Origin of the sequence: Xanthomonas sp. 4461 (assembly GCF_024806475.1) — a bacterium.
Taxonomy (GTDB): Bacteria; Pseudomonadota; Gammaproteobacteria; order Xanthomonadales; family Xanthomonadaceae; genus Xanthomonas; species Xanthomonas arboricola_F.
The window spans coordinates 662,482-683,423 of sequence record NZ_JANTYV010000002.1; the positions used below are offsets into that span (position 1 = coordinate 662,482).

Annotated in this window: 14 protein-coding genes; 5 read left to right on the forward strand and 9 right to left on the reverse strand. The window is 65.7% G+C overall.

Annotated features, from left to right (window positions below; all coding sequences use genetic code 11):
• Positions 1-33: 33 nt before the first annotated feature.
• Together FHY19_RS10630 and FHY19_RS10635 are read right to left on the reverse strand one after the other, a co-directional pair.
• Complete coding sequence (locus FHY19_RS10630; protein WP_259165983.1) at positions 34-1,614, reverse strand: tetratricopeptide repeat-containing sulfotransferase family protein; 1,581 nt, start codon at positions 1,612-1,614, stop codon at positions 34-36.
• 39 nt (positions 1,615-1,653) lie between these two features.
• On the reverse strand, positions 1,654-2,106 hold the full coding sequence (locus FHY19_RS10635) for a type VI secretion protein (RefSeq protein ID WP_259165984.1): 453 nt from the start codon (positions 2,104-2,106) through the stop codon (positions 1,654-1,656).
• A gap of 159 nt (positions 2,107-2,265) precedes the next feature.
• On the opposite strand from FHY19_RS10635, the gene FHY19_RS10640 reads away from it, so the two are divergent.
• A complete protein-coding gene (locus FHY19_RS10640; RefSeq protein WP_259165985.1) occupies positions 2,266-3,768 on the forward strand; it encodes a sulfotransferase in 1,503 nt (500 codons plus the stop codon).
• Positions 3,769-3,786: 18 nt separating this feature from the next.
• On the opposite strand, the gene FHY19_RS10645 is transcribed toward FHY19_RS10640, so the two are convergent.
• From FHY19_RS10645 to FHY19_RS10675, 7 genes are all read right to left on the reverse strand, one after another.
• Positions 3,787-5,070: an aspartyl/asparaginyl beta-hydroxylase domain-containing protein gene (locus FHY19_RS10645; RefSeq protein WP_259165989.1), complete on the reverse strand. Its 1,284-nt coding sequence runs from the start codon at positions 5,068-5,070 to the stop codon at positions 3,787-3,789.
• Between the two features lie 154 nt (positions 5,071-5,224).
• Positions 5,225-6,190, reverse strand: coding sequence for a cation diffusion facilitator family transporter (locus tag FHY19_RS10650; RefSeq protein WP_259165993.1), 966 nt, complete (start codon positions 6,188-6,190; stop codon positions 5,225-5,227).
• A 308-nt stretch (positions 6,191-6,498) separates the two neighbouring features.
• Entirely contained in the window at positions 6,499-7,401 is a 903-nt protein-coding gene (gene mmsB / locus FHY19_RS10655) for a 3-hydroxyisobutyrate dehydrogenase (protein WP_259165995.1), read from the reverse strand.
• A gap of 118 nt (positions 7,402-7,519) precedes the next feature.
• A complete protein-coding gene (locus FHY19_RS10660; RefSeq protein ID WP_259165998.1) occupies positions 7,520-8,713 on the reverse strand; it encodes an enoyl-CoA hydratase/isomerase family protein in 1,194 nt (397 codons plus the stop codon).
• Positions 8,698-9,495 carry an enoyl-CoA hydratase gene (locus FHY19_RS10665; protein ID WP_259166006.1) on the reverse strand — a complete coding sequence of 266 codons (798 nt, stop codon included), beginning with the start codon at positions 9,493-9,495 and terminating at the stop codon, positions 8,698-8,700. The genes FHY19_RS10660 and FHY19_RS10665 overlap by 16 nt, the downstream gene beginning before the upstream one ends.
• Positions 9,492-10,673, reverse strand: coding sequence for an acyl-CoA dehydrogenase family protein (locus tag FHY19_RS10670; RefSeq protein ID WP_259153342.1), 1,182 nt, complete (start codon positions 10,671-10,673; stop codon positions 9,492-9,494). Before FHY19_RS10670 ends, FHY19_RS10665 begins: the two co-directional genes overlap by 4 nt.
• A 10-nt stretch (positions 10,674-10,683) precedes the next feature.
• Positions 10,684-12,189, reverse strand: a complete 1,506-nt coding sequence (locus FHY19_RS10675; RefSeq protein ID WP_259166007.1) for a CoA-acylating methylmalonate-semialdehyde dehydrogenase — start codon at positions 12,187-12,189, stop codon at positions 10,684-10,686.
• 135 nt (positions 12,190-12,324) lie between these two features.
• Between FHY19_RS10675 and FHY19_RS10680 the strand changes: the two genes are divergently transcribed.
• The 4 genes from FHY19_RS10680 (at position 12,325) to galA (ending at position 20,823) form a co-directional block, all read left to right on the forward strand.
• Complete coding sequence (locus FHY19_RS10680) at positions 12,325-13,710, forward strand: short-chain fatty acyl-CoA regulator family protein (protein WP_259166013.1); 1,386 nt, start codon at positions 12,325-12,327, stop codon at positions 13,708-13,710.
• Between the two features lie 360 nt (positions 13,711-14,070).
• Positions 14,071-16,758 (forward strand): TonB-dependent receptor, encoded by a 2,688-nt coding sequence (locus FHY19_RS10685; RefSeq protein WP_259166014.1) that lies wholly within the window; start codon positions 14,071-14,073, stop codon positions 16,756-16,758.
• A 304-nt stretch (positions 16,759-17,062) separates the two neighbouring features.
• Positions 17,063-18,265: an arabinogalactan endo-1,4-beta-galactosidase gene (locus tag FHY19_RS10690; protein ID WP_259166015.1), complete on the forward strand. Its 1,203-nt coding sequence runs from the start codon at positions 17,063-17,065 to the stop codon at positions 18,263-18,265.
• Positions 18,262-20,823 carry a beta-galactosidase GalA gene (gene galA, locus FHY19_RS10695; protein ID WP_259166016.1) on the forward strand — a complete coding sequence of 854 codons (2,562 nt, stop codon included), beginning with the start codon at positions 18,262-18,264 and terminating at the stop codon, positions 20,821-20,823. The genes FHY19_RS10690 and galA overlap by 4 nt, the downstream gene beginning before the upstream one ends.
• Positions 20,824-20,942: the final 119 nt, after the last annotated feature.

Sequence of the window (20,942 nt, forward strand, 5' to 3'; positions counted from 1 at the left end):
GCGATCATCTGTCCGTTGAGGCCGCTGCACCGATCACCTCGCCGTCGGCACTTCAATGCCTGCTATCTGCAACCGCTTCACGAGCGTGCCGAGTGCAGACAGATGCCGGCGTGAGCCATGTACCGAGCGCTGATGAACCTCTCCGCGTACCTGCGCCGCACTTGCAGTGACAAAGGCCACTTCCGTCATCTCAGGCACGGCCTCGCGCGAGGCAAGCCCGCACCACTGCAACACCCGAGCAATCTGTTCGCCCGTATCGCGTACCAGCTCTTCGTAGTGCACGTCCAAGATCTTCCCCGGAAGCAGCGCATGCCAGTGACGCATCGTCTGCTGATATGCCAGGTAATACTCGCCAATTTCGTCAAGCGCGTAAGAAAACGGATAAGCGTTGTAGAACAGGGTTTTGTACATGGCGTAGCAGGTATCGAGCGGATCCCGGACCAGGTGGATGATGCGCGCCTTCGGCAGGGCGGTTGCGATCATTCCGCAGTAGAGATAGTTGATCGGCATCTTGTCGATCAACAGCCGGTGCCCATGAACGACCTCACGCGCGCCGCGAAGGTAATCCTCACCGAGCGCGGCAAAATCGATCTGCAACGATGCCTGTGCCGCGGTCAGCATCGGGTTGCTTGACAGTATTGGCGACGTCGCAGCTCCCAGCAGCGCACCGAAGTCCATCAGCTCCCCTGCCGAACGGGCATCAGCGTGCTGTACGAGTAGCCGTTCAAGCAGCGTGGTGCCCGAGCGCGGCAAGCCGACGATGAAGATGACGCCCTCGCCACCCTGCCCCGAGCGCAGCGTCTGCAACGCTTCCGGACCGTAGGCGTCGCGCATCTCCGCGATCCGTGCGCACTCGGCAGCGACGTCGTACCGCAAGGTCGCGCGCTTGCTGGCAGCGGCGATCGTCAGTGTCTGAAACGACTCCTCGTGCCGGCCAAGATCTTCCAGCTCCTTGGACAGTGCAAAAAGGGCTGCCGGCCTCGCCTGCGCATCGAACGAGGCTGATGCCAACCTGCGATGCAGATCCACCAGGTGGTTCTGCTGCGTGGTCTGCCGTCGCAAACTGGCACGCAGATACAACGCATCGCCGGCGTTGGGCACCAGCTGCAACAACCGATCCAGAATGCGCTCTGCAGCATCGAACTCACCGCTGAAAAATTGCATCGTCGCAAGGTCGTACATCAGTCGCGGCTGCTCTCCGAGCAATGTCAGCGCCTGCCGGTAGGCGTCGCGTGCGGCAACCACGTCCTGGCAGCCGCTATGAAGCGTGCCGATCTGCCACAGCGCAGCTCCGTCCGCCGCCGACAGTGCCTGCGCCTGGCGGGCCACGCGCCGCGCCTCGTCGCGGCGGCGCAGCTGCACCAGCAAGCTGCCGTACTTGATCAGGAGAGGTACCGGCGACACCGCAACCGCTGCAGCACGCGCGATGCGCTCGGCCGCAGCGTCCGGATCGCCGTTCGCCAGCCAGGCTTCGCTAGCCAACTCAAGCAGATGCGCATCATCGCGATGGCGCGCACAAGCATCCTCTGCCAGTGCAACCGCATCGCGATAGCGGCCCTGGCGCAACAACTGGTAGCCGTCACGCAGGATGCTTTGGGGCTCGATTTCGGTCAATCTGGTCTCTCCCGGTCACGGATATTGGTATCAGCGATGTCAATCGAGGCGGCGGGCCCGCAGTGCGACGCCGCCCGGGGTGACCAACATGTAGCTCCCCATCGCAGCCGTGCGAATTGTCACTGCATCGCCCTCGGCCAGATGACCGCGGCTGGTGGCTTCTGTCAGCGCCCAGCGCTGCCGTGTATCCAGCACAACCACGCGAGTGCCGTCGGCTCGATAGGTCACCGTGACCACGGTGGCGCTCACCTGTGCTGGCGGCTTTACCGGCGACATCGCCGATGCCTGCGCCGGGTTGCGGCCGAATTCGCGTAGCCCCCTGCCGGCTTCAGCGGCGCGCACTTCAGGCGATGGCGGGAAGCTCGCGTCGTAACAGGCCAGCCGTGGCAACGGATCGGGCACCGACGCACAGGCATGCGTGGTCACCTGCTGCGCCGCCGCGCTCGTTGCGCACACCATCAGCAGGGTTCCGAGGGATTTGCACGTGGGCATTGCAGGTCTTCGCTGTCGACGATGTCCGAGCATACAAGGCAAGCGCTTGGCCGGGTACGGGACCGGCCGTGGTTTCGTCGGCAGGCCGATTGACACACCGCGCACGCTGCCCAAGCATGCAGCCATACCGGTTCTCCATCTATGTTTCGGGAGCATGCGTTGAACGCCTCTTTGCAGCAGGCCACAAAACTCCTGCAGCAGGGATATCTGCAGCAGGCAACCGAGGCCTATCGACAGGTGCTGCAAGCACAGCCCCGCTGCGCCGATGCCTGGTACAACCTGGGTTACCTGCTCCGCCGTCATGGCGACGCAATCGGGGCACTCGATGCTTACGGGCAGGCCCTGCGCTGCGGCGCCTCGGAGCCGGAGCAGATTCACCTCAACCGTGCCGCACTGTTGAGCGACCATCTGCATCAGGATGGGCTGGCGCTCGAAGAACTCGGGCTTGCGCTGCAGTGCCATCCGGATTATCCGCCGGCGCTGCTCAACCTCGGCAACCTGCATGAGGAAATGGGCGCGCGCGATCAAGCGATCGCGGCCTATGCCCGACTTGTTGCGATCGCTGGCGCCGACACATCCATCCACGCGCTGCAACTGCAGGCGAACGCGCGATTGCTGCACCTGGACCCACCCGCGCATGCGCAGGATCCGCGCCTGGCCAGGCTTGCCCATGTTGTGGCGTCGCCGGGCCAGGAGGCAGCGTTGTCGGCCATTGTCTTGCACGCGCTTGCGCAGGCTTACGATCGCCTGGGGCTGCACCAGCGCGCATTCGAGACTGCAAGCGCGGCCAACCGTGATGGCTACGCACAGGCACGCCGCTACGACCCCACCCAGACGCAACAGCGTTTCAGCCATATCCGCACCGTGTTTGCCGACGGCGCCAGGTTGAGCGAGCGCTCTGCTCCGCTCACCGAGCAGAACGGACCGGCGCCGCTGTTCATCTGCGGCATGTTTCGCTCCGGCTCCACATTGCTCGAACAAGTGCTGTCGCGTCATCCCTGTATTGCCGCCGGGGGCGAGCTGGACGCGCTGCCCCGTCTGGTTGCCCAAGCGTTGTCACCGTTTCCGCAAGCCGCGCAAGACCTGCCTGCACAGACCAGGGCGCAGTTGGCAGCCAGTTACCGGCAACGTGTGGCGCTGTCGGTGCCGCAGCACGCGCAGTTGCGCTACATCACCGACAAGCGGCTGGACAACTTTGAACTGATCGGCTTGATCAAGCAGCTCTTTCCCTCCGCGAGGATCGTATACACACGCCGCCATCCCCTGGACAACGGGCTGTCGATCTTCATGCAGCAACTCAATCCGCACCGATTCGGCTATGCAGGCAGACTGGACGACATCGGGCATTTCTATGGCGCATCTACGCAATTGATGCAGCACTGGCTGTCGCTGTATCCGGACAGCATCCACAGCTTCGACTACGACGCCTTCGTTGCCGCGCCGGAGCCCACGCTGCGGGCGCTGCTCGATTTCCTGAAGCTGCCGTGGGAGCCGCAGTGCTTGGAGTTCCACCGCGCGCACAACGCGGTCAGAACCGCCAGCTACTGGCAGGTGCGCCGCCCGTTGCATGCCGAGGCATCGGGCCGCTGGCGCGCGTACGCCGCGCAGCTCGGGCCGCTGCGGCAGGCACTGGCAGCAGCCGGCGTGGCGATCGACGACTGACCGCCGGCTGGCACGCACTCATCCAGCGCGGTGGCGTGCGATGGTCGCTTCCATGGCATTGACCATGGCGCGCTCTTCCTCGCTCAACTGAGGATTCCACACGTCGAAGATCAGCACGACACGCGCCTGCATGCTCTCGTTGCGTGCTTCGTGCTCGATCGAGTCATCGAACACGAGGACCTTGCCGATCTCCCAATGCCGCCAGTCGTAACCCACCCGGAAGCTGCAACCTTCCGGCACTATCAACGGCAGGTGCGCCACCAGGCGCGCATTGGTCTCGCCATGGTGCGGGGGAATCACCGTCTGCGGCGCCAATACCGAAAACATCGCATTGGGGCAGACACCGGCAATCTGTGCAGCATCGACTGCTGCCAATGCGGCAGCGGTTGCAGGACACTTTCGTAGATGGGCCTCCACAGGCTGCCCATGTTGCCAGAGCGGGTATGAGCTCCATGCCGGCGAGTGGTTGAGTTCTTTCCACTGATTCACCGGCTGATCGGGTGCGTAGGCGATATAGGGCGCAAATCCGCCGCTGTCGGCCGCCATGACGGCACGCAGCTCCTGTGCGATGGCATCGGTCTGTCTCTGCACTGCATCGACCCAGGGAAACGCCGCCGGGTCATGGAAGGGCAATGCAGGCAAGCGCGGAATGAGCAGGCGGTTGGACTGGGAATGGAAGGGGCGGGATCGGCCGATTGCGATCGCCGCCGCCTCATCCCACCGCCCCTGCAGCGCAGCATTCACCGACTGACACGGCACCTGCAGCGCGGTCCGTAGCTGCGCCTCCAGTTCCAAGGTGTCGTGCTCCACTGCCCGACTGGCGCGTGCGAGTTTGTGGCGCAGAACGGCCGGCCAGTGTGGTTGGGGTGGTGCAACCGTCAAGGCGTCGCGGTAGACACCGGCAGCGGCACGCGGCCTGCCACGCGCCTCCAGAAACTCGGCTTTCGCCAGCAGGCCAGGTAAAAAGTAGGGATCCAGCGCCAGCGCAGCGGCAATGGCCTGCCATTCGCCGTCCAGGTCACCCTGCGCCTGCTTCACCACGGCAATGGTCAACGCGACCATCGGATCGGCCGGGCTGGCTGCCCGCGCGCCGTCCAGGTACGCGATGGCGGCCTGCGTGTCGCCGCGCTGGTAAGCGTGAACCCCCAGGCTATACAGCGCCTGCGGGTGCGTCGGCGCCAATTGACGCACGCGCTGCCATAACGCCTCGGCTTGCTGCCAGTCCCCTGTCGATGCTGCGGCACCGGCCTCCTGCGCGAGTTCGGCAACCCGCTCGTTCACCTGCCCGACCTTTACCGCCATGACACCCGCCGTGTGCAGAGCTCATCCCGCGCCGATCATACGGCGTAGGCGGTCATGCGACAGCCGGTCGTGACGCCGTGAGCGCTGGCGCCCGCCTCTCGTCCTGCCCGTCAGCACACCTGCAACACGCCCAAGCCACGACGACACCCACCGCTCAGTGGGAATGTCCGCCATGCCCATGCGCGTGCCCGTGGTGATCGTCATGTGCGGCGCCCGACGCGCCCTTCGGCGTGCCGCAGGGTTCGGTACCGCAATCGCCGCTTTCCACCTGCAAGGTGACGTGGGCGATGTCGAAACGGTCGTGCAGCAGCGTGCCGAGGGCGTCGCGCAGGCGATCGCGGTCGGTGCTGTCACCGACCACCACGTGCGCGGTGAGTGCCGGCGTGCTGGAGGCCAGGGCCCAGACGTGCAGGTCGTGCACATCGTCGACGCCGGGATAGCTGGTCAAGGCCTGACGGACCTGCGCCAGGTCGATGCCTTTGGGGACGCCTTCGAGCAGGACGTTGATCGCCTCGCGCAGCAGCACCCAGGTACGTGGCAGCACCCATAGGCCGATCAGCACGGCCAGTACCGGGTCGATCCACTGCCAGCCGGTCCAGCGGATCAGCAAGGCGCCGATGATCACCGCCACCGAGCCGAGCATGTCGCTCCAGACTTCCAGGTATGCGCCCTTGACGTTGAGGCTCTCGCCGCTGCCGGCATGCAGCAGCTTCATCGCGACCAGGTTGATCACCAGGCCGAAGCCGGCGATCAGCAGCATGCCGTTGGAGGAAATGTCCTGCGGCGCGCGGAAGCGTTGTGCGGCCTCCCAAAGGATATAGGCGCCCACACCGAACAAAAGCGCGCCATTGACCAGGGCACCCAAGGCTTCGAGACGGACATAGCCGTAGGTGCGACGCGCGTCCGCCGGGCGCCGGCTCAGCCGCACCGCGAGCAACGCGATCATCAGACCGAGCGTGTCGGTGGCCATGTGCGCCGCATCCGACAGCAGCGCCAGGCTGTTGGACACGAAGGCGCCGATGACTTCGGCCACCAGAAAGGTGGCAGTGAGGCCGAGCGCCCACCACAACGGTGCTTCGTGGCGGATTTCGCTGGGTGCGTGGCTGTGATCGTGTCCCATGGGGTGCAGTGGCCTTGTGCGATGCGCGCACCTTAGGCGCGTGCGATGGCGGAGACTATTACACCCGTGCGTGATGACATCACATCACGTGAGCGCGGCGCCTTGTTGCCCAAGCCGGGTGGCAACTCGGAGCGGCCCACAAAATCCCTCGAACACCGCAGCAGTGGCGGCAATGTGCCGACCACGCTGCATTCGTCAGCCGGTGGAGTGATGTCGTCCTGGCGGTGACGTTGTTCGATTGCCTATCGATACGAAGGCGCGTTACCACGCTGGCGACGCCTACTTGGCGGTGGGCGTCGTAGTCGCTCTCACACCTTGGCCACAAGCTTGACCACGCTGGAAAAATCCAGCGCACCGTTGCCGGCCTGGCTGTTCATGGCGTACAGGTTGCGTGCCAGCTCGCCGAGCGGAATCGACACGCCGGCCTGTACTGCGGATTCGGCCACCAGGCCCAGGTCCTTGAGCATCAGGTCGTTGCCGAAACCACCGCTGTATCCGCGCGAAGCCGGCGCGTTGGGCAGCACGCCCGGCCAGGGATTGCAGACCTCGGTGGCCCAGCTGCGGCCGGTGCTGACCGCCATCATCTGCGACAGCACCGCCGGGTCCAGGCCCTGCGCCACGCCAAGCGCCAGCGCTTCGCCGGTGGCAGCCATGATCACGCCCAGCGCCATGTTGTTGCACAGCTTGGCGACCTGACCGGCACCGTTGTCGCCGACATGGAAAATGTTCTTGCCCATGGACTCCAGTACCGGGCGGGCGCGTTCCAGCGCGTCGGCGGCACCGCCGACGATGAAGGTCAGCGTGCCGGCGGCGGCGCCTGCGGTGCCACCGGACACCGGCGCGTCCAGCATCGCCAGCCCGCGCGCGCGCGCGGCATCGGCCACCTTGCGTGCGGAGACCGGCGCGATGGTGCTGCAGTCGATCACCAGCGCGCCGTCGGGAATCTGCGTCAGGATACCGCGATCGCCCAGATACAAGCCTTCGACATGCCGGCTGGCCGGCAGCATCGAGATGACGATCTCGGCATCGGCCAGGGCGTCGGGCGCCGAGCCTGCTGCGTGCGCGCCGGCGGCCGATGCCGCATCCAGTGCGCCCTGCACCAGATCGAAGACGCGTAACTGGTGGCCGGCCTTGATCAGGTTGGCGGCCATCGGGCCACCCATGTTGCCCAGGCCGATAAAAGCGATCTTACTCATCGTGTCGATCTCCACAGTGGAGCAAATAGCGAACTTGTCGGGCGCACGCGCAGCGCTTGATCGCAAGCGGCTTCATGCACGCAACGTGCGCGGCGGTTACGTGGGCGCGTCGAACCTGCGACGCACGCGGTCGTCATGTCTGATACACACCAAGATCTGCCAACGGATGCTGCGCAGCCGGCCATGGCGCATTGAGGAAAGCCGCCGCCCATTGCGTATCCGCTTCGCTCAGCGATGCCGGCTGCCACTGCGGCTGGCGATCCTTGTCGATCAGCAGCGCACGGATGCCTTCGGCAAAATCGCCGTGGGCGGCGGCATGCAGCGCCACTACGTACTCGGTGCGGAAGGTATCGGCCAGCGTGGCGGTGCCGGGATGACGATGCAGCTCCCATGCCAGCCGTGCCGAACCGGGTGAACCAGCCGCCAGGCTCGCGCGTGCAGCCTGCAGCCAACTGTCCTCGCTTTGCAGAGCCTGGATCGCATCGACCACCTGATCCAGCGTGTCGGCGGCCACCAGTTGCGCGATCAATGCCGCATGCAGTTGCAGCGGGCCCGGTTCCAGCGGCTGCGCGATGCCCTGTAAAAACGTGCCCAACTGCTCGCGGTCGTCGCCGGCATCGCCGGTCCAAGCGTGCGCGCTCAACGCGTCCAGCACGGCGCTGTATTGGGCATGTTCCAGACGCACGTCGGCCAGGCCGGCGTAGATGGCATCGCTGGCATTGAGCGGCGCGCCGGTCAAGGCGAGAAACAGGCCAGCGCCGTGCGGCACGCGTCGCAACAGCCAGCTGCCGCCCACGTCGGGAAACAGGCCGACGCTGATCTCGGGCATGGCCAGGCGAGAACGCTCGGTGACCACGCGATGGCTGGCGCCGGACATCAAGCCGATTCCACCGCCCATGACGATCCCATGCCCCCAGCACAGCAGCGGCTTGGCATAGGTATGGATGCGGTGATCCAGCCGATATTCCTCTTCGAAGAATGCGGCGGCATGCGGATTGTCCTGCGGCCGTGCGCGGCGCTGGGCCGCATCGGGCACCGCATCGCGATGCGCGCGCATGCTCTGGTACAGCCCGTGCAGATCGCCGCCAGCGCACAACGCCTTGTCGCCGGCGCCACGCAGCACCACGCAGGCGATCTGCGCATCGTCGGCCCACACCTGCAGCTGCGCATCCAGCAGCCGGGTCATCTGCAGCGACAGGCCATTGAGCGTCTTGGGCGCATTCAAGGTTGCGATCCCGATGCGATGCCCGTCGGCACAATCGCGCTGCTCGAACAGCACTGGCGCCTCGTCGGTTGCGCTTGCCTCCACCATCAGCGTTTGCTCCACTGCGGTGCGCGCTTTTCCAAGAATGCGGCAACACCTTCGGCCTGGTCGGCCTGTTCGAACAGGTCAACGAAGGCTTCGCGCTCGGCCACCAATGCCGCAGCGTGCGTGCCATGCCGGGTGGATTGCACCAGACGCTTGCAGGCCGCCACGCTCACCGGGCTCTGCTTGCCGGCACGCTGCGCCCAGGCTACCGCCAGCGCGCGCGACTCACCCTTGCCCACCACCTCCTCCACCAGGCCGATGCGGTGGGCGGTGGCGGCATCGATGCGCTCGCCCAGCAGGATCATGCGCTTGGCCCAGCCTTCGCCGACCAGGCGCGGCAGGTTCTGCGTGCCGCCCGCGCATGGCAACAACCCGACGCTGGCTTCCGGCAGCGCCAGGTGCGCCTGCTGTTCGGCGATGCGCAGGTCGCAGGCCAGCGCGCATTCCAGACCGCCGCCCATGGCATAGCCGTTGATGGCGGCGATCGACACGCCACGGAAGGCGCTCAACGCCTCGAACGCTTCGCCGAAGCGACGCGCGGCCTCCCGCGCGGCGGCCTTGTCGCCGTCGGCAAACTGCTTGAGGTCGGCGCCGGCGCTGAAGAACTTTTCGCCCTCGCCCGTGATGACCAGCGCGTACACGCTGCGGTCGGCATCCAGCGCATGCACCAGATCGCGCAAGGCAGCCAGGCTCTGCACGGTCCAGGTGTTGGCCGGCGGGTTGCTCAGCGTGACGATGGCCACATGCCCATCGCGCTCGACCTGCAGGCCGGCATGCACGCGTCCTCCCCAAGTGCTCATCGCAGTTCCTCCTCGCCGTTGAGCAGATGGCGCGCCACGATCATGCGCATCACCTCATTGGTGCCTTCCAGGATGCGGTGCACGCGGCTGTCGCGCAGCAGGCGTTCGATCGGGTATTCGCGGATGTAGCCGTAGCCGCCGTGGATCTGCAGCGCTTCGTCGCAGATGGCAAAACCGGCATCGGTAGCGAAGCGCTTGGCCATCGCGCACCACACGGTGGCATCGTGGCTGCCTGCATCGAGCTTGCGTGCAGCGGTGTGCACCATCTGCCGCGCGGCCACCAGCTGCGTGGCCATGTCGGCGAGCTTGAATTGCAGCGCCTGGAAATCGGCCAATTTTTTGCCGAACTGGCGGCGCTCGCCCATGTAGCGGCGCGCGGCATCCAGCGCGCCCTGCGCCGCGCCCAGCGAACAGGCAGCGATATTGATGCGGCCGCCGTCCAGCGCCTTCATCGCCATCTTGAAGCCCTCGCCCTCCTTGCCCAGAAGATTGCCGGCCGGGATGCGCACATCGGTAAAGGTCACTCCGCGCGTGGGCTGACTGTTCCAGCCCATCTTTTCTTCCTTGCGGCCGTAGCTGATGCCCGGCGCATCGGCCGGCACCACGAAGGCGCTGATGCCGCGTGCGCCATCGTCGCCGGTACGTGCCATCACCACCAGCACATCGGTGGCGCCGGCACCGGAAATGAAGGCCTTGCTGCCGTTGAGCACATAGGCATCGCCGTCGCGCTGGGCGCGGGTTTTCAACGATGCCGCATCCGAGCCGGCACCCGGCTCGGTGAGGCAATACGAGCCCAGCTTGGCGCCGCTGGTCATCGCTTCGCCCCATTGCGTACGCACGCCGTCGTTGCCGTAGCTGGCGATCAACCAGGTGGCCATGTTGTGGATGCTGATGAAGGCCGAGGTGGACGGATCGACCGTGGCGAGCTCTTCGAACACCACTGCCGCATCCAGCCGGCGCATGCCCAGGCCGCCTACGCCTTCGTCGGTATACAGGCCGCAGAAACCCAGTTCGGCGGCCTTGGCAATCGCCTCGCGCGGGAAGTGGCTTTCCGCATCCCATTGCGCGGCGTACGGGGCGAGCTCCTTGTCGGCGAAGTCGCGCGCGGCGGCGCGGAACGCTTCCTGCTCGTCGTTCAGATCGGCCGCGTTGGCGTGTAGCTGGATGGCTGCATTCATGGCGTTGAGATCACTTGAGAGAGATGGTGGTGTTGACGCCATGGCCCAGCGTTTCGTCGTCGAACCAGCGCGCAGTGACGGTCTTGGTCTGGGTGTAGAACATCACCACCTGCTTGCCGTACGGGCCCAGGTCGCCGAGCTTGGAGGCGCGCGAGCCGGTGAACGAAAACAGCGGCACCGGCACAGGGATCGGCACGTTGATGCCGACCTGGCCCACCTCGATGTCTTCCTGGAAGCGCCGCGCGGCAGCACCGGACTGGGTGAACAATGCAGTGCCGTTGCCGTTGGGATTGGCGTTGACCAGCGCGATCGCATCGTCGAGCGTGTCTGCGCCCAGGATCACCAGCACCGGGCCGAAGATTTCTTCGTCGTAGATGCGCATGCCCGGGGTGACGCCGGAAAAGATCGTCGGGCCGACGAAGTTGCCCTGCTCCAATCCCGGCACGGTCGGGCTGCGACCGTCCATTTCCAGCGTGGCGCCCTGCTCCACGCCGGAAGCGATCAGGCCCTCCACGCGCTCACGCGCCGCGCAGGAAATCAGCGGGCCCACGTCGGTGCCCTGCGCGTTGCCCGCGCCCAGCGTCAAGGTCCTGGCCTTGGCGACCAGGGCGGGAATCCACTGCTGCGCTTGGCCCACCAGCACTAGCGTGGAGGCGGCCATGCAGCGCTGGCCGGCAGCACCGAATGCGGCGCCGACCATCGCATTGAGGGTCTGTTCCTGATTGGCGTCCGGCAGCACCACGGCGTGATTCTTGGCGCCCATCATGCATTGCACGCGCTTGCCGGCCAGCGATGCGCGGCGGTAGACGTGCGTGCCCACCTTGGTCGAACCGACGAACGACAGCGCCTTGATATCCGGGTGATCGCACAGTGCGTTGACCACGTCTTCGCCGCCGTGCACCACGTTGAGCACGCCCTTGGGAATGCCCGCCTCCAAGGCAAGTTCGACCAGGCGCATGGTGACCATCGGGTCCTGCTCGGACGGCTTGAGCACGAAGGTGTTGCCCGTCGCAATCGCCATCGGAAACATCCACAGCGGGATCATCGCCGGGAAATTGAACGGCGTGATGCCCGCGCACACGCCCAGCGGTTGCAGCAGGCTATAGGTATCCACGCCGGTGGCGACGTTGTTGGCCAGCTCACCCAACTGCAGGTTGCCGATCGCCGCGGCGTGCTCCACCACTTCCAGGCCGCGGAACACATCGCCTTCGGCGTCGGCCAGGGTCTTGCCCTGCTCGGCGCTGAGCAGCGCGGCCAACTCGGGCATGTGCTCGCGGATCAGCTGCTGGTACTTGAGGAAGATGCGGGCGCGGGCGCCGATCGGCGTCTTGCGCCAGCCGACGAAGGCGCGGCTGGCGGCGGCCACCGCAGCGTCGACTTCGGCCGTGGTGGCGAACGGCACCTGCGCCAGTACCGACTGGTCGGCCGGGTTGACCACGTCCAGCCACTGATCGCTGGTTGAGACCAGCATTTGTCCATCGATCAACAGGGACACGCGGGGGACGGATTCGCTCATCACAGGGCTCGCTTGTAGAAGGACATCGGGCCGACCGGCCCCGTTCTTCGCATTGTTCGCAGCCCGCACCGGCTTTCCCAGCCTTCACTTGCTTAATCGCGCTAAGCTGGCGGCACAATTTTGCGAATCTTGCGAATGCCGCAACCCCCTCCTGCCCTCCGCCATCAGCTCGGCCTGCGCCTGCAACGGCTGCGCCAGCGCCACGGCCTGACCCAGGCAGAGCTGGCGCGCCGGCTAGGCCTGTCTCCCAGCTATCTCAACCAGATCGAGCGCAACCAGCGCCCGCTGACGCTGGCGATCCAGCAGCGTCTCAAGGCCACCCTGGGCGATCTGGAAGGCCTGCTGGATCTGGACGACCCGGCCGCCCTGGCCGACCCGCTGGACGAGTCGCTGCGCAGCCTGGGCCACACGCTGTCGCCGGCCGAGTTGCGCGCGCTCACCGGCAACCTGCCGCAGGTGGCGCAGGCGCTGCTGGATCTGCACCGCGCCCATCAGCACCTGCTGGAGCGCAATGCCGCACTGGAAATGCAGATCGGCGTCGAGCATGCGGCGATGCCGTCGCTGTCGCCCGGCGAGCAGGTGCGCGATTACTTCAACCGCGCGCACAACTATCTTCCCGAACTGGATGAGCGCGCCGAGGCGTTGTACGCCGAACTCGGCCTGACTCCGGAAAACCTGCCGCTGCGGCTGCGTCAGCGGCTTGCCGACCGCCACGGCCTGCTGGTGCAGGAGGCGCCCGATCTGCACAGCGACAAACGCAGCGTGGATGCGCAGGCGCGCGTGCTGTGGCTGCCCGCCCATCTGCGGCCCGGCCAGCAGGCGTTCCAGATGGCCGCGCACCTGGCCTTGCTGGAATGTGCACCGTTGCTGGAAGCGCGCATCGCCGATGCCGGATTCATGGATGCCGAGCGCATCGCGCTGTCGCGGATCGGGCTGTCGAATTATTTCGCCGGCGCGCTGGTGATGCCCTACAGCGATTTCCTGCGCAGTGCGCAGCGTTCGCGCTACGACATCGAATGGCTGGCGGACCGCTTCGGGGTGGGTTTCGAGGCGGTCTGCCACCGCCTCAGCACCCTGCAACGGCGCGGCGCGGCCGGGCTGCCGATCTTCTTCATGCGGGTGGACCGAGCCGGCAACGTCTCCAAGCGCCATTCGGCCACCGACTTCCACTTCTCGCATGTCGGCGGCGCCTGCCCGCTATGGATCGTGTACGAGGCCTTCAACCAGCCAGACCGCATCCTGACCCAGATCGCGCGCATGCCCGACGGGCGACGCTATTTCTGGCTGGCGCGTCAGGTCAGCAGCGGCGCGCCCGGCTACGGCCGTCCGCGCAAGACCTTCGCACTGGCGATGGGCTGCGACCTGCGCCATGCCGACCAGCTGGTCTATGCGCGCGGTTGGGACCTGGGCGCGGTGGACGACGCGGTACCGATCGGGCCGGGCTGCCTGACCTGCGAGCGCAGCGACTGTGTGCAGCGCGCATTCCCCGCCCTGCCCCGGTTGCCGGTCAGTCCGCGCTAGCGAGACCACCCCGCGCCACTGCCACCTGGGCAACATTTGATCGCCCCACACGCACCCACGCCAGACTGCGACCAAGCAGACGCTAGCGCTGCAGTGCAGCATTCCAAGCCGAGATAGCTCCCGCAAAATGCTTCATTGGAATGGAATGACTCGCGCTTCTACCCTGAAGCGGACACATGCAGGACAGGGGGACGCCAGCGCGATCGTCGATCGTGGCAGCGCCACAGCAACGCACTCACCGTAACCGCGTCACCGCACTACGCCATACCCGCTCGATCGCGCCAGACCCAGGTCGGCGCCGGCGGGCAGCACCATCCGCCATCACTTATTCGGTCACTTAATCCTGGGAGGGATCAACCGATGCCTGTTCACCATACCGGTCACCCGGCCAGCCGGCGCCTGCGCCGCACGCCGGTCCGCGACGTCCTCTGCACCACCATTGCCTTCGTGCTCGCCACCGCGTTCAGTGCGCAAGCGCAGGACACCGCGCCCGCCGCGCCGCCAGCCAACGACACCAGCGCCAGCAATGCGCAGGCACCGGTGACGCTGGACAACATCACCGTGATCGGCCAGCGCGCCAGCCTGAATCAGGCCGTGCAGGCCAAGCAGATGTCCGATCACGTCATGGAAGTGATCTCCGCAGACAACATGGGCCAGATGCCCAACGTCACCGTAGCCGAAGCGCTGGTGCGCCTGCCCGGCGTCAACGGCACCCGCGACCGCGGCAACGAGAGCCTGGCCACCGTGCGCGGCCTGGGCCCGCGCATGACCATGGGTACCGTCAACGGGCGCGAAATCGCCTCGTCCGAGCCCAACCGAGCGGTGCGCTGGGAAGTGTTCCCCACCGAGATCGTCTCCACCGTCAAGGTCTACAAGACCCAGTCGGCCGACCTGGTCGCCGGCGGTCTGGCCGCTACCGTGGACATCTCCACCATCAGCCCACTGGACTACACCGGCCCGGGCTTCGTCGGCACCGCCGGCCCGGTGTTCTACGACCACGCCAAGGATGTGGACGGCTACACCCCGTGGGGCAGCCGCTTCGGCGCCAGCTGGGTGCACAAGTTCAACGACAATCTGGCCGTGGCCTTCGGCGCGACCTATCAGAAGCAGAAGAACGCCAGCTCCTCGATCGGCAGCTGGGGCTACACCGATGCCACCACCTCGCGCGACGTCGATGGCGATGGCACCCCGGATCCCACCCCGTGGGGCGCGGCCGATCAGCTCAAGCTGATCGACCAGACCCGTACCGGCGCGATGGGCACCGTGCAATGGCGCTCGGGCAATTTCGAGTTGAAGTTCGACGGGTTGTATTCGCGCATCGAAATCGACGAAGACCAGCTGCAGAACTGGTTCAACGGCCTGGCCTTCAGTACCTTTTCCGGCGCAACCAACCCGTACACCACGCCGGGCTCGTCCTACACCATCGTCGACGGCGACGTGGTGGCCGGCACCCTGGCCAATTCCAACCTGCAGGTCGACCATGTGGTCAGCCACTACAACGAGGTCAAGACGCTCACCGCCGGCGGCCTGAATGCCAAGTGGAACGGCGATGTGTGGACCTTGGGCAGCGACCTGTCGTTCTCGCAGGCCAAGCGCGACAACACCTGGCAGGCGGTGCGCTTCGGCAGCAATCCGGACACGGTGTCGTTCGATTTCCGCCGCAGCGTGACACCCACGATCAGCACCAGCTCCGATACGCCCGAATACGGCATTGCCGGGCAGACCGAACCGCAGGCGCTGCGCGACAAGATCGCCGCGCTGGCGCTCAATGCCAGCCGCTCGGTCGATGCAGGCCCGTTCACCTCGCTGGAATTCGGTGCACGCGCGGCGCGGCGCGAAAAGCAGAACCGGCATTTCATCAGCAACCAGTCCGGCTACGACCAGCCGATCTCGGCGTACCAGGACCTGATCTACCCGGTCACCATGCCCGACTTGAACGTCCCCACCCTGACCGGCGGCAATCTGGGCGAGATCGCGCGGATCGGATTCGGCGGCTTCGACCCGACCACGCTCAATGAGCAGATGCTCGACCACTGGAACGTCAAGGAAGACGTGCGCGAAGCCTTCGCCAAGGCGGTCTTCAGCTCGCAGCTGTTCGGCACCGATGTCACCGGCAACGTCGGCGTGCGCCTGGTCAACACCAAGACCAGCAGCAACGGCTTCGATTCGGTCGGCGGCACGGTGCAGGCCAGCAGCGACAGCAAGGAGTACACCGACGTACTGCCCAGCGCGACGCTCAACTTCCTGATCGACGATCAACGCATCCTGCGCTTTGCGGTGGCCAAGGTCATCGCACGCCCGCCGCTGGACGAACTGCGCACCGGCCGTCGCCTGGACGACCCCACCGTCACCGTCGGCCAGCTCACCGGCAGCGGCGGCAATCCGCAGCTGGACCCGTTCAAGGCCACCCAGGTCGACGTCTCCTACGAGTGGTACTTCCACAAGGAAGCGCTCGCTGCACTGGCCGTGTATCGCAAGGAAGTCGATTCCAGCATCGGCTACCGGACCGACCGCGAAGTGATCAACGGCCTGGATTACCTGGTCAGCGCGCCGTTCAATGGCGGCGGCGGTTACATCAATGGCGTGGAACTCACCTTCCAGACGCCGTTCTTCTTCATCCCGCACATGGAAAACTTCGGCGTCTATTCCAACTATTCGCTGGTGGATTCCAACCTCAAGGAATTCTCGCCGGAAGACAACCCGCTGCCGCTGAGCGGCCTGGCCCGCAAGACCGGCACCTTCGACCTGTGGTACAGCAACGGCACCTTCGAAGCACGCGTGGGCTACAAGTACCACAGCCCCTACACCGTGGTGTACGGCTGGAATGCAGCGCGGCTGGCACGCCTGCAGAGCGAAGGCACCGTGGACCTGAGCTTGAACTGGCAGTACAGCAAACAGCTGGGCTTCCGTTTCCAGGCCGGCAATCTCACCAACGAGCCGCTGCGCGCCTATACCGACAACAAGCCCAACCGCCTGGCCAATCAGGACGATGGCGGCTACCAGCTGTTCGGCCGTCGTTACCAGCTGGAAGCGACGTACCGCTTCTAGGCATGGCGGCGAACCATGGAGCGCAGTCGCCGGCAACACATCGACGGCACGCAGGAACCGGCAGCTACGTGTCATGCGTGCCGGTTCCGTGCAGGCCGCCATGCCCCTGGCGCCTGCACCGTCATGCTTGATTGCCACCCTACATCCGCATCCGGCGCACGCTGCGCCGGGCAGCAGGCCAGTGAAGTCGATCCGCGGGAACAAACTGCAACCCTGGTTGCGATTCCGCACAGCGCCTGCGTCGCACGACGGCCACATGCAGCATGCTGTTGGCCGCTTCATGATTGATCTGTCGAGGAATAGCATGCGCTCTACACGCCGCTTCTGGACGCCGACGCTGCTGGCGCTGGCATTGTCCGTTTCCGCACACGCCGCCCAGCCTCCCGCCACGTTGTATCTCGGTGCGGACCTGTCCTACGTCAACGAAATGGAGGAATGCGGCGTGCAGTACCGCGAAAACGGCGCGGTCACCGATCCATTCGAACTGTTCCACGCGCATGGCGCCAACCTGGTACGGGTGCGGTTGTGGAACGATGCACGCTGGACCAAGTACAGCGACCTGACCGATGTCAAAAAGACCATCGCACGCGCACGCGCGCAGGGCATGCAGGTACTGCTGGACCTGCACTATTCCGACGATTGGGCCGATGGCGAAAAGCAGCTGATCCCCAAGGCCTGGGCCAGCATCACCGATACCGACGAGCTTGCGCGCACGCTCTACGGCTTCACCTACGACACCCTCAGCGCGCTCGACCGCGCCGGGCTGATGCCCGAACTGGTGCAGGTGGGCAACGAAAGCAATTCCGACCTGATGGCCAGCCAGCCCTGGGACAAGAAACGCCCCATCGATTGGCAACGCAACGCCAAACTGTTCAACGCAGGCATCAAGGCGGTGCGCGACATGAGCGCGCGCTCGACGATCAAACCGCGGGTGATGTTGCATATCGCCCAACCGGAAAATGTGGAGCCGTGGTTCGCCGCCGCCACCAAGGCCGGCGTTACCGACTTCGACCTGATCGGCATCAGCTACTACCGCAAGTGGTCCACCCAATCGATGGCGCAACTGGGCAAGACCATCAAGCGCCTGCGCAGCCGCTTTGATGCCGACGTGGTGGTGGTGGAAACCGCCTACCCGTGGACGCTGGAGTCCGGCGACACCTCGCACAACCTGCTTGGCGAAGACTCGCTGATTGCCGGCTACCCGGCCACGCCGCAAGGGCAGTCCAGGTACATGATCGATCTCACCCAGCTGGTGATCGACACCGGCGGTGCCGGTGTCGTGTACTGGGAACCGGCATGGACCAGCAGCAGTTGCAAGACGCGCTGGGGCACCGGCTCGTCATGGGAGAACGCCAGCTTCTTCGATTTCAAGCATGGCAATGACGTGCTGCCGGCGATCGACTTCATGCACCACCCATACACCGGCGCGCCACCTTCGTATGTGCCCACAGTGCACACGCCTGCATCGGCACAACCGGCAGGCGCCGGCACGAGGACACGGCCATGACCGGCATCAATCGCCGCGCGTTGCTGCGCGGCATGCTTGCGAGCGGCGTGAGCGCGGCACTACCGGTTGGCAGCGCTGCCGCCCTGGTGCCCGGCGTTGCCGCATCGGCAACGGCCAAAAACACCGTGCCGGTTGGCCCACTGGGTGACGCAACGCTGGCACCACGCGAGCGGCTGCTATTGGATTTCGGGTGGCGCTTTCATCTGGGCCATGCCGGCGATGCGTCGCGCGATTTCGAATTCGGCACGTTTCAACGCACCTTTGCCAAGGCCGGCAAGGATACTGCCACCTGCGCGCAGCTGGCCTTCGACGACAGCAGCTGGCAGCAGGTGGATCTGCCCCACGACTGGGCCGTGAGCCTGCCGTTCCGCCCGGAACCGATCTCCGCCTCGATGACCGAGGAAGACCCGGCGGCCGCACACGGCTACAAGGCGCTGGGGACCAGCTTTCCGGAAAACAGCGTGGGCTGGTATCGGCGCACGCTGCAGATTCCGGCAAGCGATCTGGGCAAGCGCATCTGCCTGGTGTTCGACGGTGTGTTCCGCGATTGCGTGGTGTTCTGCAACGGCCACATCGTCGGGCGCAACGCCAGCGGCTATTGCGGCTTTGAGGTCGACCTGAGCGAAGTGCTGGACTACGGCAAACCCAACCTGATTGCCGTGCGCGTGGATGCCACGCTGGGCGAAGGCTGGTTCTACGAAGGCGCCGGCATCTATCGCCATCTGTGGCTGCAAAAGACCGATCCGCTGCAAATGCCGCAGCACGGCGTGTTCGTACGCAGCACCGTGCACGGCGACAGCGCCACCGCGCAGGTGTCTGCCGAAGTCCGCAATGACGGTACTGCCCCGCGCCAGTGCAGCGTGCAGGCCAGCATCACCGCACCCGATGGTCGCGTGGTTGCAAAGGCGGTCAGCGCGGTGGTGACGGTGGCGCCGGGCCAGGTGCAGTTGCTTGAGCAGACCCTCCCGCTGGGACAGGCGGCGCTGTGGTCGATCGACGCCCCGCAGCTCTACACGCTCACCGCCAGCGTGCACAGCGATGGCAAGGCAACCGATGCGGTGGCCACGCCGTTTGGCGTGCGCAGCATCGCTTTCGATGCGCAGCGCGGTTTTCTGTTGAACGGCACCCCGCTCAAGCTGCACGGCACCAACAACCATCAGGACCATGCCGGCGTCGGCACCGCCATCCCGGACGCCCTGCACGAATGGCGCCTGCGCCAGCTCAAATCGATGGGCTGCAACGCCTATCGCAGCTCGCACAATCCGGCCACCCCCGAATTGCTCGCACTGTGCGACCGACTGGGCATGTTCGTGATCGAAGAAACCCGACGCATGTCCACCGACCCCGAAGCGATGGGCGAACTGGAAACCATGGTCCGGCGTGGGCGCAATCATCCCAGCGTGATCCTGTGGTCGCTAGGCAACGAAGAACCGCAGCAGGTGACCGAGCGCGGCGCGCGCATCGTCGCGCGCATGCAGCAGCGCGTGCGCCAGCTCGACCCCACCCGCCCCACCACCTTTGCCATGGACAAGGGCTTTGGCGACGGCGTGGGCCAGGTGGTGGATGTGGTCGGCTTCAATTACCGCACCAGCCAGATGGACGGCTTCCACGCGCAATACCCCGACATCCCCATCTACGGCAGCGAAACCGGCAGCACCGTGTCGGTGCGCGGCAATTACCAGCGCGACGACGCACGCGGCTATACCCGCGCCTACGACCTGGATCACCCGTGGTGGGCCAGTACCGCCGAAGCCTGGTGGAGCTATGTCGCGCAACGCCCGTACATCGCCGGCGGCTTTATCTGGACCGGCTTCGACTATCGCGGCGAACCCACACCCTACAACCGCTGGCCGAATGTCGCTTCGCAGTTCGGTGTTCTAGACAGTTGTGGCTTTCCCAAGGACAACTACTGGTACTACCGCGCGCAGTGGACGCACGAGCCGGTGCTGCACCTGTTCCCGCACTGGAACTGGGACGGACTACTGCAACCCGACGACAACGGCCACCTCGCCGTCTGGTGCCATAGCAATCTCGACGCGGTGGAGTTGCTGGTCAACGGCGTCAGCCAGGGTCTGCAGCAGGTGCCCGCCTACGGCCATGTCGAGTGGCGGGTGGTCTATGCGCCCGGCGTGATCGAGGCGCGCGGCTATCGCGGCGGCAAGCTGGTGCTTACCGAACGCCGCGAGACCGTCGGCAAGCCGGCTGCGATCCGCTTGAGTTGCGATCGCAAGGCGCTGCGCGCCGACGCAGAAGATGTTGCAGTGATCAAGGTAGAGATTGTCGATGCACAAGGCCGCCTCGTTCCCACTGCCGACACGCAAGTGCAGTTCGCCGTGCACGGCGCAGGCAAGCTGATCGGCGTCGGCAACGGCGACCCCAGCAGCCACGAGGATGACAAGGCATCACAGCGCAAAGCGTTCAACGGCCTATGTGCGGGGCTACTGCAAACAACGCGAAAGGCTGGCGACATTCTGTTGCAGGCCAGTGCGCCAGGTCTGACATCTGCCACCTTGCGTCTGCAGGCTGCCAAGTCGGCCTTGCGGCCGTCGGTGGGCTGAACCTCGACCACCAGGAGCAGTTCGCCCATGCCCAGTCCCGTGCTTCTGATCGGCGCGGGCAATGGAGTCCTCGGTCGCCACGGTGACCGACAGGGCGCGGCAGCATAGGACGTTCAACG